At 71.5% G+C, this 15,244-nt stretch carries 16 protein-coding genes and 1 tRNA gene; 9 read left to right on the top strand and 8 right to left on the bottom strand.

The window, feature by feature from the left end; translation table 11 throughout:
- Positions 1-115: 115 nt before the first annotated feature.
- Positions 116-541: a hypothetical protein gene (locus R2E43_RS22795; RefSeq protein ID WP_016326410.1), complete on the top strand. Its 426-nt coding sequence runs from the start codon at positions 116-118 to the stop codon at positions 539-541.
- 437 nt (positions 542-978) lie between these two features.
- On the opposite strand, the gene R2E43_RS22790 is transcribed toward R2E43_RS22795, so the two are convergent.
- Complete coding sequence (locus tag R2E43_RS22790; protein WP_003975734.1) at positions 979-2,364, bottom strand: cystathionine beta-synthase; 1,386 nt, start codon at positions 2,362-2,364, stop codon at positions 979-981.
- Positions 2,365-2,531: 167 nt separating this feature from the next.
- On the opposite strand from R2E43_RS22790, the gene R2E43_RS22785 reads away from it, so the two are divergent.
- From R2E43_RS22785 to R2E43_RS22775, 3 genes are all read left to right on the top strand, one after another.
- Entirely contained in the window at positions 2,532-3,554 is a 1,023-nt protein-coding gene (locus R2E43_RS22785) for an SGNH/GDSL hydrolase family protein (RefSeq protein WP_003975733.1), read from the top strand.
- 225 nt (positions 3,555-3,779) lie between these two features.
- The gene (locus R2E43_RS22780) at positions 3,780-5,000 is read left to right on the top strand and encodes an acetyl-CoA C-acetyltransferase (RefSeq protein WP_003975732.1); all 1,221 of its coding nucleotides are present in this window, start codon (positions 3,780-3,782) and stop codon (positions 4,998-5,000) included.
- A gap of 294 nt (positions 5,001-5,294) precedes the next feature.
- A complete protein-coding gene (locus R2E43_RS22775; protein ID WP_011028756.1) occupies positions 5,295-6,104 on the top strand; it encodes a hypothetical protein in 810 nt (269 codons plus the stop codon).
- Positions 6,105-6,154: 50 nt separating this feature from the next.
- Here the strand turns inward: R2E43_RS22775 and R2E43_RS22770 are convergent, their stop codons facing one another.
- Entirely contained in the window at positions 6,155-6,466 is a 312-nt protein-coding gene (locus R2E43_RS22770) for a hypothetical protein (RefSeq protein WP_167469766.1), read from the bottom strand.
- A gap of 103 nt (positions 6,467-6,569) precedes the next feature.
- Here R2E43_RS22770 and R2E43_RS22765 point away from each other — a divergent pair, with 103 nt between their 5' ends.
- Positions 6,570-6,800, top strand: a complete 231-nt coding sequence (locus R2E43_RS22765; RefSeq protein ID WP_003975729.1) for a DUF4287 domain-containing protein — start codon at positions 6,570-6,572, stop codon at positions 6,798-6,800.
- Between the two features lie 71 nt (positions 6,801-6,871).
- Here R2E43_RS22765 and R2E43_RS22760 read toward each other — a convergent pair whose 3' ends face one another.
- The 3 genes from R2E43_RS22760 to R2E43_RS22750 form a co-directional block, all read right to left on the bottom strand.
- On the bottom strand, positions 6,872-7,795 hold the full coding sequence (locus R2E43_RS22760) for a Bax inhibitor-1/YccA family protein (RefSeq protein WP_003975728.1): 924 nt from the start codon (positions 7,793-7,795) through the stop codon (positions 6,872-6,874).
- Positions 7,796-7,963: 168 nt separating this feature from the next.
- Positions 7,964-9,133, bottom strand: a complete 1,170-nt coding sequence (locus tag R2E43_RS22755; RefSeq protein ID WP_193486674.1) for a 4-hydroxybenzoate 3-monooxygenase — start codon at positions 9,131-9,133, stop codon at positions 7,964-7,966.
- A gap of 221 nt (positions 9,134-9,354) precedes the next feature.
- Entirely contained in the window at positions 9,355-9,660 is a 306-nt protein-coding gene (locus R2E43_RS22750) for a hypothetical protein (RefSeq protein ID WP_030870433.1), read from the bottom strand.
- Here R2E43_RS22750 and R2E43_RS22745 point away from each other — a divergent pair, their 5' ends adjacent.
- Positions 9,661-9,855, top strand: a complete 195-nt coding sequence (locus tag R2E43_RS22745) for a hypothetical protein (protein ID WP_191849752.1) — start codon at positions 9,661-9,663, stop codon at positions 9,853-9,855.
- A gap of 187 nt (positions 9,856-10,042) precedes the next feature.
- Complete coding sequence (locus R2E43_RS22740; RefSeq protein ID WP_332056519.1) at positions 10,043-10,546, top strand: hypothetical protein; 504 nt, start codon at positions 10,043-10,045, stop codon at positions 10,544-10,546.
- 26 nt (positions 10,547-10,572) lie between these two features.
- Here R2E43_RS22740 and R2E43_RS22735 read toward each other — a convergent pair whose 3' ends face one another.
- The 3 genes from R2E43_RS22735 to R2E43_RS22730 all read right to left on the bottom strand — a co-directional run bounded on the left by R2E43_RS22735 (position 10,573) and on the right by R2E43_RS22730 (position 11,318).
- A complete protein-coding gene (locus R2E43_RS22735; RefSeq protein ID WP_193486731.1) occupies positions 10,573-10,872 on the bottom strand; it encodes a DUF2776 family protein in 300 nt (99 codons plus the stop codon).
- 92 nt (positions 10,873-10,964) lie between these two features.
- Positions 10,965-11,216 carry a DUF2776 family protein gene (locus R2E43_RS39015; RefSeq protein WP_408649117.1) on the bottom strand — a complete coding sequence of 84 codons (252 nt, stop codon included), beginning with the start codon at positions 11,214-11,216 and terminating at the stop codon, positions 10,965-10,967.
- 15 nt (positions 11,217-11,231) lie between these two features.
- Positions 11,232-11,318: transfer RNA gene (locus tag R2E43_RS22730), tRNA-Leu, on the bottom strand.
- A 460-nt stretch (positions 11,319-11,778) separates the two neighbouring features.
- On the opposite strand from R2E43_RS22730, the gene R2E43_RS22725 reads away from it, so the two are divergent.
- Entirely contained in the window at positions 11,779-12,549 is a 771-nt protein-coding gene (locus tag R2E43_RS22725) for an ABC transporter ATP-binding protein (protein ID WP_003975722.1), read from the top strand.
- 107 nt (positions 12,550-12,656) lie between these two features.
- The gene (locus R2E43_RS22720) at positions 12,657-15,188 is read left to right on the top strand and encodes an ABC transporter permease (protein WP_332056518.1); all 2,532 of its coding nucleotides are present in this window, start codon (positions 12,657-12,659) and stop codon (positions 15,186-15,188) included.
- Positions 15,189-15,244: the final 56 nt, after the last annotated feature.

Below are 15,244 nucleotides of genomic sequence, written 5' to 3'. Positions count from 1 at the left end.
TATACAGCGAGGTGGCGGCGCAGGCCGACCCCTACCGGTCCGCCCCCGCCGGAAACGGGGGTTGTCCCCAGTGCCGACGGCGCCCCGGCTGCCTACCGTGGGATCCATGACCGGAATGGACGCACGCGACGCCGACCTGAAGAAGGAACTCGACGCCACCCTGCGGACCCGCAGGGAGCTCGGCGAGGAGTACGAGTCCGCACTGGTCGACTCGTTCCTGGAGAAGGTCGACCAGCGCATCGACGGAGCGGTGGAGCGCCGGGTGCGCCGGCAGCTCGCCGAGCAGCAGATGACGGCGGCCCGGGACAGCCGGTCGCCGCGGCCCACGGACTCCTTCGGCGAGCGCTTCGGCTTCGGCATCGTCTCGCTGGTGCTCGCGATCCCGCTGTCCGCGATCGGGGGCGGTGTCGCGAACCTGCCCGGGATGCTGGTCGCCTGGGCGGGCATCGTCGGGGTCAACGTGGTCCAGGTCGCCCGCACCAACCCGGGCCTGTTCGGGCACCGCCGCCGCGCCGAACGCGGCGACGCCTGGGAGGACTGAGAGAAGACGCCCGGCAGGGCCGGACGGAGCGGGGGAAGACTGCGCGGGGACCGCCGCACCCCCATCGCTGGGGGGCGGGACGACGGCGGTCCCCGCGGGGGACGCGCACGGTGCCGGGCCTCACGGCCGGGGGCGGCGCGTCCGTGGCGTCGTCGGAGGTCCGGGAGCCGCTCCGGAAGGTCCGTGACGCCGTTCGGCGCCGGCGGAACCGGGGAGCCTCCCCCAGGGCTGAACGCCCGGGAGGTACCGCCACCGGTCCCTGCCGACCCCCCTTACTCTGCCGGTCCCGTGTTAAGCGACTGCTGCGCGCACATGACGCGCGCGTACCACTTCCGCGAAGTCCACGAAGATCATCGGCCGGGCCACGGATCCCGTCCGCCCCGCTCGCCCTGCGACCCCCTCGCCCTGCGCCCCGCTCGCCCTGCGACCCGCTCGTCCTACTTGCCCTTGGCGAGGAAGGACAGCAGGTCCTGCCGGCTCACCACACCGGTCGGCTTGCCCTCGACGAGGACGATCGCCGCGTCGGCGCCGCCGAGCACCGACATCAGGTCCGCGACCGGCTCTCCGGAGCCGACCTGGGGCAGCGGGGCGGACATGTGCTTCTCCAGCGGGTCCTCCAGCGAGGCGCGCTTGGCGAACAGCGCGTCCAGCAGCTCGCGCTCCACCACCGAGCCGACGACCTCGGCGGCCATCACGTCCGGGTGACCGGCGCCGGGCTTGACGATCGGCATCTGCGAGACGCCGTACTCGCGCAGCACCTCGATGGCCTGGCCCACGGTTTCGTCCGGGTGCATGTGGACGAGGGAGGGGATGTGGCCGCCCTCCTTGTGGTTCAGGACCTCCGCGACGCGGGCGCTGGGTCCCGTGTCCTCCAGGAAGCCGTAGTCGGCCATCCACTCGTCGTTGAAGATCTTGCTGAGATAGCCGCGTCCGCTGTCCGGCAGCAGGACGACCACCACGTCGTCCTCGCCGAGCCGCGCCGCCACTTCCAGCGCCGCGACGACCGCCATGCCGCAGGAGCCGCCCACCAGCAGGCCCTCCTCCTTGGCGAGGCGGCGGGTCATCTGGAAGGAGTCCTTGTCGGAGACGGCGACGATCTCGTCGGCGACCTCGCGGTCGTACGCCGTCGGCCAGAAGTCCTCGCCGACGCCCTCGACCAGGTAGGGGCGCCCGGAGCCGCCGGAGTAGACGGAGCCCTCGGGGTCGGCGCCGATCACCGTGACCGCGCCGTCACTGGCGTCCTTCAGGTACCGGCCGGTGCCGGAGATGGTGCCGCCGGTGCCGACCCCGGCCACGAAGTGGGTGATCTTCCCCTCGGTCTGCTCCCACAGCTCGGGGCCCGTGGAGTGGTAGTGGGAGAGCGGGTTGTTCGGGTTGGAGTACTGGTCCGGCTTCCAGGCGCCCGGCGTCTCGCGGACCAGCCGGTCGGAGACGTTGTAGTAGGAGTCGGGGTGCTCCGGGTCGACGGCGGTCGGGCAGACGACGACCTCGGCGCCGTACGCGCGCAGCACGTTGATCTTGTCGGTGGACACCTTGTCGGGGCAGACGAAGATGCACTTGTAGCCCTTCTGCTGGGCCACGATGGCGAGGCCGACGCCGGTGTTGCCGCTGGTCGGCTCGACGATCGTGCCGCCCGGCTGCAGCTCACCGCTCTTCTCCGCGGCCTCGATCATGCGCAGGGCGATGCGGTCCTTCACCGAGCCGCCCGGGTTGAAGTACTCCACCTTGGCCAGGACGGTCGCCCTGATCCCCTTGCTCACGCTGTTGAGCCGCACCAGCGGGGTGTTGCCGACGAGGCTGATCATCGAGTCGTGGAATTGCACCGTGGTCTCCGGATGCCGCAAATGAAGGGTCGATATCGGTCCGGCCAGCCTATGGCCTGCGGGCCCGCGGGTGCCCCGTGACGGTCGTTCACCCTGCGTGGGGATTGGGCGACCGTCCGTACGGGGCAAGGAGTGGGTGTACGGGTTGGAGGAGGTGGCGGCTACGCATGACGAGCATGTCGAGGGCGAGGGTGGCGCGGCGGATCGCGGCCGGCGCGGCGTACGGCGGCGGCGGCATCGGCCTGGCGGGAGCGGCGGCGGTCGGTCTGGTGGTGGCCGAGGTGCAGCTGGCCAGACGCAGGGTGGGGGTGGGCACGCCGACCCGGGTGCCGAACGCGCAGGGACTGTACGGCGGCACCCTGCCCACGGCCGGCGACCCGCCGCTGCGGCTGATGATGCTGGGCGACTCCACGGCCGCCGGGCAGGGCGTGCACCGGGCCGGGCAGACGCCGGGCGCGCTGCTGGCGTCCGGGCTCGCGGCGGTGGCGGAGCGGCCGGTGCGGCTGGGGTCGGTCGCCCAACCGGGGGCGTGCTCGGACGACCTGGACCGGCAGGTGGCGCTGGTGCTCGCCGAGCCGGACCGGGTGCCCGACATCTGCGTGATCATGGTCGGCGCCAACGACGTCACCCACCGGATGCCGGCGACCCGCTCGGTGCGGCACCTGTCCTCGGCGGTACGGCGGCTGCGCACGGCCGGTGCGGAGGTGGTGGTCGGCACCTGTCCGGACCTGGGCACGATCGAGCGGGTGCGGCAGCCGCTGCGCTGGCTGGCCCGGCGGGCCTCACGGCAGCTCGCGGCGGCACAGACCATCGGCGCCGTCGAGCAGGGCGGGCGCACGGTGTCGCTGGGCGACCTGCTGGGTCCGGAGTTCGCGCAGAACCCGCGGGAGCTCTTCGGCCCCGACAACTACCACCCCTCCGCCGAGGGGTACGCCACGGCCGCGATGGCGGTACTGCCCTCGGTGTGCGCCGCGCTCGGCCTGTGGCCGGCCGACGAGGAGCACCCGGACGCGCTGCGCCGCGAGGGCTTCCTGCCGGTGGCGCGCGCGGCGGCGGAGGCGGCGTCCGAGGCGGGTACGGAGGTCGCCGCCGCCATGCCTACGGGGCCTCGGGGGCCCTGGGCGCTGCTGAAGCGCCGGAGACGGCGTCGGGTGTCGGAGGCGGAACCGTCCAGCCCGTCCGGCGTTTGAGGGCGAGGCGGTCCAGGCCGAAAGGGGGCTGGGGGCACAGCCCCCGAGCACGCCCGCCGCAGCACCCCCGGCACGAGTACACCGCCCAACCGCCGACGGCAAAAGCAAGCGCTTAGACAGTTGCGGTCCATGTCACATGCCCATAGTCGTGACCCGGGCCATACGGCCGGGTAACTTCCCAACCAGCCCCTGCCCGCCCCGTACCGCCTCGCCACTGGAGCCGTGATGCCCGAAGCCGTGATCGTCTCTGCCGCCCGTTCCCCCATCGGCCGCGCCTTCAAGGGCTCCCTGAAGGACCTGCGCGCCGACGACCTGGCCGCCACGATCATCCAGGCGGCCCTCGCGAAGGTGCCCGAGCTGGACCCGCGGGACATCGACGACCTGATGCTCGGCTGCGGCCTGCCCGGCGGCGAGCAGGGCAACAACCTCGGCCGGATCGTCGCCGTCGAGATGGGCATGGACCACCTGCCGGGCTGCACCGTCACCCGGTACTGCTCCTCGTCCCTGCAGACCTCCCGCATGGCCCTGCACGCCATCAAGGCCGGTGAGGGCGACGTCTTCATCTCGGCCGGCGTCGAGATGGTCTCCCGGTTCGCCAAGGGCAACTCCGACAGCCTCCCGGACACCCGCAACCCGCTCTTCGCCGAGGCCGAGGCCCGCACCGCGGAGGTCGCCCAGCAGGAGGGCACCACCTGGCACGACCCGCGCGAGGACGGCCTCGTCCCCGACCCGTACATCGCGATGGGCCAGACCGCCGAGAACCTCGCCCGCGCCAAGGGCATCACCCGGCAGGACATGGACGAGTTCGGCGTCCGGTCCCAGAACCTCGCCGAGGAAGCCATCAAGAACGGCTTCTGGGAGCGCGAGATCACCCCGGTGACCCTGCCCGACGGCACGGTCGTCAGCAAGGACGACGGCCCCCGGGCCGGCGTCACCCTGGAGGGCGTCCAGGGCCTCAAGCCGGTCTTCCGCCCCGACGGCCTGGTCACCGCCGGCAACTGCTGCCCGCTCAACGACGGCGCCGCCGCCCTCGTGATCATGAGCGACACCAAGGCCCGCGAGCTGGGCCTGACCCCGCTGGCCCGCATCGTCTCCACCGGCGTCTCCGGCCTCTCCCCCGAGATCATGGGCCTGGGCCCGGTCGAGGCCAGCAAGCAGGCCCTGTCCCGGGCCGGGCTGGGCGTCGGCGACATCGACCTGGTCGAGATCAACGAGGCGTTCGCCGCGCAGGTCATCCCCTCCTACCGCGACCTCGGCATCCCGCTGGAGAAGCTGAACGTCAACGGCGGCGCCATCGCCGTCGGCCACCCCTTCGGCATGACCGGCGCCCGCATCACGGGCACGCTGATCAACTCCCTGCGGACGCACGACAAGCAGTTCGGCCTGGAGACCATGTGCGTCGGCGGCGGCCAGGGCATGGCCATGGTGATCGAGCGCCTGAGCTGACCCCCGCCGAAGGGCACTGAGGGACCGTCAGTAGCACCGCGCGGACCCAGTGTGACGACTCGGCCCGGAACCCCCTTCACCCCAGGGTTCTGGGCCGTTTTGTGACCCAAACTCCCCCAGGATGTGACCTACCTCTCCCGCCCCATGGATTTACGCAGGTCAGACCATCCCCACCCCTACCTCTCGGGCCCAAAGTCCTGTCCGTTTCGTGACGTTACGCACTGACAGACGGTTAGTCCTCCCTTCAAGCTGATGTAGGAAGTCGGGGGTCGACTTTGAACCGGGAGTACGTCAGTGAGCGCCATGCCGATCGCCCTGCTGCTCACCACGGCCGCCACCGGCGCCGTGGGCGTCGCCGTCCTGCGCAGCATCCTGGTGCTGCGCCGCCAGGTGACCGCCTTGCGCGCCGAGCTGGCCGAGAGCCGGGCCACCGCCACGCGGGGCCGGGTGCCCGCCGCCCGCACCACCGCCGACGCCGAGGAGATACGCGCCGCCGTCGCGGAGGCGCTCGCCGAGGAGCGCGAGCGGGAGCTCGCCGAGGCGCGGGCCTTCTGGGCCGCGCAGGAGACCCGGGACGCGTCCGACGCGCCCCTGCTGCTCGGCCTGTCCGACAGTGAGCTGTTCCTGCCCCGCCAGGCGGACCTCGTGGGCCTGGAGCCGGTGACCGAGCCGGCCGCGGACGCCGACGAGCCGGCCGCGCAGGACGCGGGTCACACCGGTCCCAGGGAGTCCGCCGAGCTGGCCGCCGCCCGCCGCCGGCACCCCTCGCACCCGGACTTCGTGCCGAACCCGTCCCCGGCCGTGAACGATCACGACCGCACCGTGGCGACCCTGGAGGGGCTCGCCGAGTCGAGCGTCGCGCTGGCCGACGTCCGGCCGGGTCCGCTGGGCACCCTCGACGTGTACGTCTTCGCCGACGGCACCACCCTGTGCATGACCCCGGGCCACCGCGAGACCGCGGAGCGCCTGGCCGCCGCGCTCGGCGCGGGCCAGACGCCGTACCTCCTCGGCGGCTCCGGCATCTCCGGTGCCTACACGCTGACCTTCGCGTGCGGCGAGGAGAACGTGTACATCCTGGCGGACCGCGTCATCGCGTCCCTGTAGTCGCGCCGGTCGCACCAGTCACGCCGGTCGAGCCGGCCCCGCCGGCCGCATCAGACCCCGGCCCGTTTGCGGGCCTCCTCGACCAGCGCTGCCGCTTCCTCCACCTGGCCCTCGTCCTCCAGGACGAGGGCCAAGTCGTGTGCGGCGACGGCGATCTGGTCGGCGGCGGCGAACATGCCCGCGTCCGGCATCTCGCGGGGCTCGGCCCCGGGTTCCTCCACGAGCTGGGCGCGCCGGGCCAACTCCCTGGCCAGGCCGAGCGCCTCGGCGGCGGCGCCGCGTTGCAGCCTGCTCTGCGGGGCGGCCCGCAGACGGTCGGCGAAGTCGTCCACGGCACGGGTCAAAGGCGTCGTATCAACCACGGCGCGAGCGTACGCGGCCGTCCGGGACTGTTGCCAACGGGCGAACGCTCAGGCACGGTGACCTGAAGGACCGGCTCACATCCCCTTTCGCCCGGAGGCGCCGATGTCCCAAGTCTTCTCCGAGGAGACCCATCGCAACCTGCTCGCCCGTATCCCCCAGTGCACCGGCCGTGAGATCTCCGACTGGCTGCGCGCCGTCGAGGACGGCCCCGCCCTCTTCCGCTTCGAGGAGAAGGTCAGCTGGCTCCGCCACGAACACAACCTCTCCTACGGCCACGCGAAGGCGATCGTCCACGAGTACGACCTGAGAAGAGCCGCACGCAAGCTGCGGTGAGCGGGCGCGCCGACCACGACGACGAAGGGCCCCGGGCACGAAGCCCGGGGCCCTTCACCTGCTGGGTGCTACTAGTCGTTGCTGTTCAGGATCGCGATCAGGCGCAGGAACTCCAGGTAGATCCAGACCAGCGTCAGCGTGAGGCCGAAGGCGGCGAACCAGGCCTCCTCGCGCGGGGCGCCGTAGGCGAGCCCGTCCTCGACCTGCTTGAAGTCGAGGGCCAGGAAGCAGGCACCGAGGATGATGCCGACGATGCCGAAGACGACACCGAGCGCGCCGCTGCGGAAGCCGAGGCCGTCACCGCCGCCGAAGACGGCGAACAGCAGGTTCACCATCATCAGGAAGACGAAGCCGAGCGCGGCCGCCATCACGAAGCCGTAGAAGCGCCGGTTGACGCGGATCCAGCCCGCCTTGTAGGCGATCAGCACACCGGCGAAGACCGCCATCGTGCCGATCACGGCCTGCATGGCCGCGCCGTCCGCGATGCGGTTGTCGACGACGCTGGAGACGACGCCGAGGAAGACACCCTCGAACGCCGCGTAGGACAGGATCAGCGCCGGCGTGGGCTTGCGCTTGAAGGACTGGACGAGCGCCAGGACCATGCCGATCAGCGCGGCACCGATACCGATGCCGTACGAGCGGCTGATGTTGGCGTCGTCCACCGGCAGCAGCGCCCACGCGAGCGCGGCCGTCACCACGAGCACGCCGAGCGTGCTCGCCGTGCGGATGACGACGTCGTCCATCGTCATCCGGCCGGTGGTGGCGGGCGCCTGCGGCGGCGCGCCGAACTGCTGGTCCGGCTGGGCGTACGGGTTCTGCGCGTACGGGTTGCCGGCGGGCGGCTGCGCGTACGGGTTGCCCTGGGCGCCCTGCGCGTACGGGTTGGCCTGCGTGGCGACGGCGGGTCCCCCGGCCTGCGGCGCGGCGTTGAAGCCCGCGTAGCCGTTGTCGCGGCTGAACCCCCGTCGCGAGAAGACCGGGTTTCTGCTCCTCATTTCACTCCTCCATGGCCACACGGCGCAGCCTTGGCTCAAGAGTAATAGAACGGCAAAGGAATGACCCTACTGCTTGGGGAGGATCTTTCCCTCGCCTTGCGACTCAACACGCTACGCCGATCAGTGATTCCCCTCACGGCCGGGGTCGCACGGGCCGCCGGGCGGCGCTCACCCGATCGGGAACCCGGTGTAGGCCTCGGCGAGGTCGGTCTCGGCGGCGCGGGAGGAGGTGATCCGGTCGAGGCGGGCCAGCTGGAGCCGGTCCTCGAAGGGCGTGGCGTCCGGGGCGGTGTGCAGCAGGGTCGTCATGTCGTACGAGAACCGCTCGGCCTGCCAGACCCGGCGCAGACAGGTCGCGGAGTAGGCGTCGAGCAGGTCGTCGGAGCCGGTCGCGGTGCGGTGGGCCAGCGCCCGCGCGAAGGTCACCACGTCGCCGACGGCCAGGTTGAGGCCCTTGGCTCCGGTGGGCGGCACGATGTGCGCGGCGTCGCCGGCCAGGAAGAGGCGGCCGTGCCGCATGGGCTCGTGGACGTAGGAGCGCATCGGCGTGACCGACTTCTGGGTGATGGGGCCACGTCGGAGGCTCCAGTCGTCGTCGGTCTCGAAGCGGCGCTCCAGTTCGTCCCAGATCTCCTCGTCGCTCCAGCTGTCGGCGTCCGTGTCCGCGGGGACCTGGAGGTAGAGGCGGGAGACGGACGGGGAGCGCATGGACAGCAGGGCGAAGCCGCGGTCGTGCCGGGCGTAGACCAGTTCGTCGTGCGAGGGGGCGACGTCGGCGAGGATGCCGAGCCAGGAGAAGGGGTACGTCCGCTCGAAGGTGCGCCCGTCCGGGACCGCGCTCCGGGCCACCCCCCAGAAGCCGTCGCAGCCGACGACGTAGTCGCACTCCAGCACGTCCTCGGCGCCCTCGCGGCGGAAGCGGACGCGCGGCCGGTCCGTGTCGGCGTCCTCCACCGCCAGCGCCTCGGTCTCGAACAGCAGCGGGCCGCCCTCCTCGAGCTGGAGGGCGATGAGGTCCTTGCAGACCTCGGTCTGGGCGTAGACCATGACGGACCTGCCGCCGGTGAGTGCCGGGAAGTCGACGCGGTGGCGGCGGCGGTCGAACCTCAGCTCGATGCCGTCGTGGCGCAGTCCCTTCCGGTCCATCCGCTCCCCGGCCCCGGCCCCGCGCAGCACGTCCACCGTGCCCTGCTCCAGGATCCCGGCGCGCTGCCTGCGCTCGACGTAGGCACGGTCGCGGCTCTCCAGGACGACCGAGTCGATCCCGGCGTTGTGCAGCAGCCGGGCCAGCAGGAGCCCGGCGGGGCCTGCCCCGATGATGCCGACGGTGGTGCGCATCGGTCGTTCCCTTCGATCGGCGTCGTTGCCTTGCTCGAGCCGGCAGTTGTCCGCGTCGCGTTGTCGCGTTGTCGCCTGTTCGCGTGGTGAAAATTTCTTCACCATCAACTGCGCCGAGTCTCGGCCTCCCGCGCGCCACTGTCAACGGGCGAACCGGACATCCTCGTGGGAGAGCCCTGCCGGTCCGCACCCGCCGCCCCCGGGCTCCTTCCCCGGGTGTCTCAGCCCTCCCGGTGTTCCCGCAGCAGGCGCCGGATCTCGTCCAGCGTCTCCCGGTCGGTGCCCCGGCCGGCGCCCGCGAGGGCGTCCAGGCGCTCGGCGGTGCGGAAGTCGTAGGCCCGCTCCTCCTCCTGCCCCGGCACGTCGGCGTACGCCTCCTTGTCGGTGAAGCCGACGACGACGTCCACGGCCTTGGCGATGATCCAGGTCAGGACGAAGGAGAACGCGCCCACGGCGAGGACGGCGACGATCTGCTTCCAGAGCAGCGAGCCGCCGCCCCCGTAGAAGACGCCCGCGTCGGACGTCACATGGACGCCCTCGCCCGTGCGGCGGCCGCGGGCCTGCCCGGCTCACCCGAACTCCGCGAGGCCCTTCCCGCGCCGCTGCCGTCGGCCCCGGCTCCGGCCCACGCTCCGGAGCTGGGCCGCAGGCTGGTCGCGCCGGCGGGCGCACTGGTACGCCCCGACCCCCCACGGCGGGGACCGGCGGCGACGACGGGGTGAACGCCGGCCCGGGGGGAAAAGCACGCCTCTCGTAACTGCTCGTCCTACGACCACGACAGGAGTGTCATGACACCGTAACCGCGCTTCCCGCAGGTCACCGCGCCGTTCAGGATGGTGATCGGCAAGGCAGAGAGCCGGCCGGAACGACCACTCCGGCCATCACCATCACACGAGGGGGAGACCCACCATGCTTCGCACTCACCGCCGCAAGTCCGTCCTCGCCGCCGCAGCCCTGGTGGCCACGACGATGCTGCTGACCGCCTGTCAGGGAGAGGACACCGAGGACGGCGGCAAGTCGACCGGGGCCACGGCCTCGGACTCGGCCGCCAAGGGGAAGTCCGACGACGGTGGCAGTGGTACCGGTACCGGTTCCGGTTCCGGCGGCAAGTCCCCGTCGGGCTCGAAGGGTTCGAAGAGCGGCATGGTGTCGGGCAAGTGGGCCGGCACGGTCGCCTACCTCGCCCCCGGCAAGTACACCATCACGGACACCAACGGCGCGGAGCAGGCGTTCTTCACCGCCGAGGACACCGACATCGAGGGCGCGGGCAAGATCTGCGGCGACGCGGACGGCCAGGCCGCCACGCCGTGCACCGAGGAAGAGCTCGAGGCCGCGGCCAAGAAGGGCAGCGTCGCCGTCGCCGTCCAGGTCGAGGACGGCGTCGCCGTCACCATCGACGAAGAGCACAACTGATCGCGGAACGCTGCTCGCCCTCCCGTTCACAGATCGGCCGCGGTCCCGGATCCCTCGGGTTCCCCTTCACCGTCCGCGCCGTCGCCGATACCGCTCTCCAGGACGGAGACCAGGGAGAACAGCGAGAAGCAGAGGGCGCCGAGCCCGATCGGGACACGAGCCGCCACGACGACCGCGGAGTCGGCGGTTTCGACAAGAAGGGCCGCGAGGAAGCGGCAGAGCAGGGCGGTGCCGACCGGTATCAGCGGAGCCCGGTTCGCCAGGGGAGCGGTCCACCGCCAGACGAGGGCCAGCAGGAGCACCCTGCTGTGAATGCTCCAGCAGATGAGCCCGCGCGGCGATGACGATCAGGCCCCGCACCATGCCGTCCTCCGAGGAACGCCGCGGAACCGGGCCACAGGGTGCGTTCGCGCGGCGTCTAGGTGTTCTGGATCTGCCGCAGATGCTGCAGTCCGATCAGACAGGTGCACACGAGGGCCAGTCCGATCATCACGTGTCCGGCCGTGAAGCCGCCGTTCGCGGCTCCACCCCCTCCGCCGGCCAGCAGGACGAAAGCCCATACCCAGGTCGCCAGGGCCGCGAGGAGCGGGGAGCGCCAGCAGGGCCGCTGAGTCGCAACCAGCCGCGGGCAGGGCAATGGCCCGCCCCGTGGAACCTCACCGATGGTCACTCAGCGTGACAGTAGTGGTGCCCGGAGCCGGACTTGAACCGGCACGCCCTCGAAGGGGCAGCGAGGTTTAAGCTCGCCGTGTCTGCATTCCACCATCCGGGCAGGCCATGGGCTCCGCTTCGCGCGCCTTGACCCTATCGGGACCCTCCTCCCGGCCTCGGGCGGGACGGCCGATGTTGTCTTATTTTATTGGCGCCTGAGGGTGCATCAGTTACCGGGTCAGGCCAACAGCACATGCCAACAGCCTTGCGTGCGACCGCCCGCGCTGTATGCGGAATGACGGGATTTCACCGTCTCGACAAGGGCGCCCGCCCCGTTCTCACCCGCCCCGCCGTCGGGGTCGGCCGTCATCCGCAGGTATGACACCGGCCCGGCCCGTCCGACCGAAGTCGCCCCCCTGAACCGGAACAGCGGCTGACTACAGGGCGCCGTTCGACCGGGACGATTGACAACGTCCCCGAGCACACACCGTGCCGACCGCACGCACCGTGCCCAGCACACACCGTGCCACCGCACGCACCGTGCCGACCGCACACGCCGTACCGACAGGAGCGCCCTTCCCGTGACCACCGCACCCATCGCCGACCGGTCCACCCTCGTGGCCGCACGCGCCACGGAGCTTTCCAAGATCTACGGCCAGGGCGAGACCCAGGTGGTCGCCCTGGACCGGGTCTCCATCGACTTCCGGCAGGCCGAGCTCACCGCGATCATGGGCCCCTCCGGCTCCGGCAAGTCCACGCTGATGCACTGCGTCGCGGGCCTGGACACCTTCTCGTCCGGCTCGGTGCGCATCGGCGAGACCGAGCTGGGCTCGCTCAAGGACAAGCAGCTCACCAAGCTGCGCCGGGACAAGATCGGCTTCATCTTCCAGGCGTTCAACCTGCTGCCGACGCTGACGGCGCTGGAGAACATCACCCTCCCGATGGACATCGCGGGCCGCAAGCCGGACAAGCAGTGGGTGGACTCCGTGATCGAGATGGTCGGGCTGTCCGGACGCCTCGGGCACCGGCCGGCCCAGCTCTCCGGCGGGCAGCAGCAGCGGGTCGCCGTGGCACGGGCGCTGGCCTCCCGGCCGGAGATCATCTTCGGGGACGAGCCGACCGGAAACCTCGACTCCCGTTCCGGCGCCGAGGTGCTGGGCTTCCTGCGCAACTCGGTGCGGGAGCTGGGCCAGACCGTGGTGATGGTGACCCACGACCCGGTGGCCGCCGCCTACGCGGACCGGGTGGTCTTCCTCGCGGACGGGCGCATCGTCGACGAACTGTACGGGCCCACGGCCGACTCGGTGCTCGACCGTATGAAGCGGTTCGACGCCAAGGGCCGCACCAGCTGACGCTTCCCCTCCGCTTCCGTCCGCTTCCGTTCACCCCCCGTCCGACCCCGTCGGCCGCCCCCACCCCGTACCCCGTACGCCCGTACGTCTGGACAGAGAAGACCCCCATGTTCCGTACCGCCTTGCGCAACGTCTTCGCGCACAAGGCCAGGCTGTTGATGACCGTGCTCGCCGTGATGCTCGGCGTGGCGTTCGTGTCGGGCACCCTGGTCTTCGCCGACACCCTCTCCAACGCCTTCCGCAACCAGTCGGCGAAGAGCTACCAGGACGTCGCCGTCGCCGTCACCTCGTACGCCGACTCCGACAACCCCAAGGACGAGTACGCCCTCTCCGACGAGGTCCTCGACCGGATCTCCGCCGTGGACGGCGTCGCCGGGGTGTACGGCCGCGTCGAGGGCTTCGCCGGGGTCGCCGACCCCGACGGGAAGCTCATCGGCGTCGGCTGGTCCAACAAGGGCTCCAACTTCGCCCCCGGCAAGGACGGCAAGGACGCCGCGTACACGTTCACCGACGGCTCCGGCCCGGTGAAGGACGACCAGATCGCCCTGGACGAGGACTCCGCCGGCAAGGGCGAGTACCAGGTCGGCGACCGGGTGCGCGTGGCGACCAACGGCCCGGTGAAGGAGTACACCCTCAGCGGTGTCTTCACCACCGAGGACGGCGCCGTCAACGCGGGCGGCAGCCTCGTCCTCTTCGACACCGCCGTCGCCCAGAAGCAGTACCTGCGACCCGGCTACTTCGAGAGCGCCACCGTCGCCGCCGCCCCCGGCGCCGACGACGCGCGGATCCTGAAGGCGGTCGAGCCGCTGCTGCCGGACACCGCCGAGGCCCAGACCGGCCGGGCACTCGCCGACGAGCAGGCCGACCAGATCGAACAGGGCATGGGCAACCTCAAGCAGGTCCTGCTCGGCTTCGCGGGCATCGCGCTCTTCGTGGGGATCTTCCTGATCTCCAACACCTTCACGATGCTGGTCGCGCAGCGCACCAAGGAGATCGCCCTGATGCGCGCCGTCGGCGCGTCCCGCAGGCAGATCACCCGCTCGGTGCTCGCCGAGGCCGCGCTGGTGGGCCTGGTGGCCTCGGCCGTCGGCTTCGCCCTCGGCGTCGGTCTGGCCGTCGGACTGCGCTCCGGCATGGCCGCGTTCGACATGAAGATGCCGGCCGGTCCGCTGGTCCTGTCCGCCACACCGGTGGTCGCGGCGTTCGCGGTGGGCGTGCTGATCACGGTGTTCGCCGCCTGGCTGCCCGGCCGCCGGGCCGCGAAGATCCCGCCGGTGGCGGCCATGAACAGCGTCCACGCGGTGGCCACCACCAAGTCGCTCGTGGTGCGCAACTCCATCGGCGCCGCCATCACCGCCCTCGGTGCGGCGGGAATCGTCGCGGGCGCTTCGGCCGGCGGCGACGACGGCCGGATGTACATCGGCGCGGGCGCGTTCTTCGCGCTGATCGGCGTGATCGTCCTCATCCCGCTGCTGTCCCGGCCCGTGATCGCGCTCGTCCGTCCGCTGCTCGTCGGCCCCTTCGGGGTGGCGGGCAAGCTGGCCGGCCAGAACGCGGTCCGCAACCCGCGCCGTACCGGCGCCACCGCCTCGGCGCTGGCGATCGGACTGACGCTGGTGACCGCCCTGTCGGTGCTCGGCGTCACGGTCGGCGCGGCCATCGACAAGATGACCACGGACAACATCAGGGCCGACTACATGGTCTCGATGGCCAACGGGGGCGACCTCGACCGGTCCGCGCTGACGGCCCTGGAGAAGGCCGACGGCGTGTCCGCGGTGTCGCCGCAGCAGGACGCCTACTTCCAGGTCGACGGCGAGTACGTGTCCGCCTCGGCGGTCACCCCCGGCGACATCGAGAAGGTCCTGACCGTCGACGTCGTCAGCGGCAACGCGGGCTCGCTGGCCCAGGGCCGGATCGCGGTCGCCGAGAAGACGGCCGAGAACAGGGGCTGGAAGCCCGGCGACACCGTCCCCGTCACCTTCGACGACGACGAGAAGGCCACGCTGACGGTCGGTGCCGTCTACAAGGACAGCGAGTTCCTCTCCCCCGTCCTCGTCGACCGGAAGGTCGTGGACCGGCACGAGGCGAAGCCGTCCATCCGGCAGATCTTCGTCAAGGTCGACGGCGGCCAGTCCGCGGCGAACGAGAAGGTCCTCGTCGACGCGCTCGGCGACAACCCCGCGATCACCGTGATGGACCGGCAGGACATCCGCGACGAGTTCGGCGGCGCCATCAACACCCTGCTGAACGTCATGTACGGCCTGCTGGCGATGGCCCTGATCATCGCGGTCCTCGGCGTCGTCAACACCCTCGCGATGTCCGTCTTCGAACGGCAGCAGGAGATCGGCATGCTGCGCGCGATCGGTCTCGACCGGCGCCGGGTGAAGCGGATGGTGCGGCTGGAGGCGGTCGTCATCTCGGTGTTCGGCGCGGTGGTCGGCATCGGACTCGGCACCTTCCTCGGCTGGGCGATCGGCGAGACCGTCGCGGACAGCATCCCGGGGTACGCGCTGGTCCTGCCCTGGGACCGGATCGGGATCTTCGTGGTGCTGGCCGGTCTGGTGGGCGTCCTGGCCGCCCTGTGGCCGGCCCGCAACGCCGCCCGGCTGAACATGCTGAACGCGATCAAGGCCGAGTGATCTCGCCTCGACGCGACGCACCGAGGGCCGGGCTCCCGCACGGGGCCCGGCCCTTT

The sequence above is a fragment of the Streptomyces violaceoruber genome, assembly GCF_033406955.1.
Classification (GTDB): Bacteria; Actinomycetota; Actinomycetes; order Streptomycetales; family Streptomycetaceae; genus Streptomyces; species Streptomyces violaceoruber.
Note: the sequence above shows the minus strand (reverse complement) of the source record. Positions and strands in the feature narration are given on the sequence as shown.

Coding starts and splice junctions, on each gene's coding strand:
- R2E43_RS22745 (WP_191849752.1), top strand. CDS start 9,661: ATGGACGCCCTCGCCCGTGCGGCGGCCGCGGGCCTGCCCGGCTCACCC.
- R2E43_RS22795 (WP_016326410.1), top strand. CDS start 116: ATGGACGCACGCGACGCCGACCTGAAGAAGGAACTCGACGCCACCCTG.
- R2E43_RS22765 (WP_003975729.1), top strand. CDS start 6,570: ATGTCCCAAGTCTTCTCCGAGGAGACCCATCGCAACCTGCTCGCCCGT.
- R2E43_RS22785 (WP_003975733.1), top strand. CDS start 2,532: ATGACGAGCATGTCGAGGGCGAGGGTGGCGCGGCGGATCGCGGCCGGC.
- R2E43_RS22755 (WP_193486674.1), bottom strand. CDS start 9,133: ATGCGCACCACCGTCGGCATCATCGGGGCAGGCCCCGCCGGGCTCCTG.
- R2E43_RS22760 (WP_003975728.1), bottom strand. CDS start 7,795: ATGAGGAGCAGAAACCCGGTCTTCTCGCGACGGGGGTTCAGCCGCGAC.
- R2E43_RS22780 (WP_003975732.1), top strand. CDS start 3,780: ATGCCCGAAGCCGTGATCGTCTCTGCCGCCCGTTCCCCCATCGGCCGC.
- R2E43_RS22740 (WP_332056519.1), top strand. CDS start 10,043: ATGCTTCGCACTCACCGCCGCAAGTCCGTCCTCGCCGCCGCAGCCCTG.
- R2E43_RS22720 (WP_332056518.1), top strand. CDS start 12,657: ATGTTCCGTACCGCCTTGCGCAACGTCTTCGCGCACAAGGCCAGGCTG.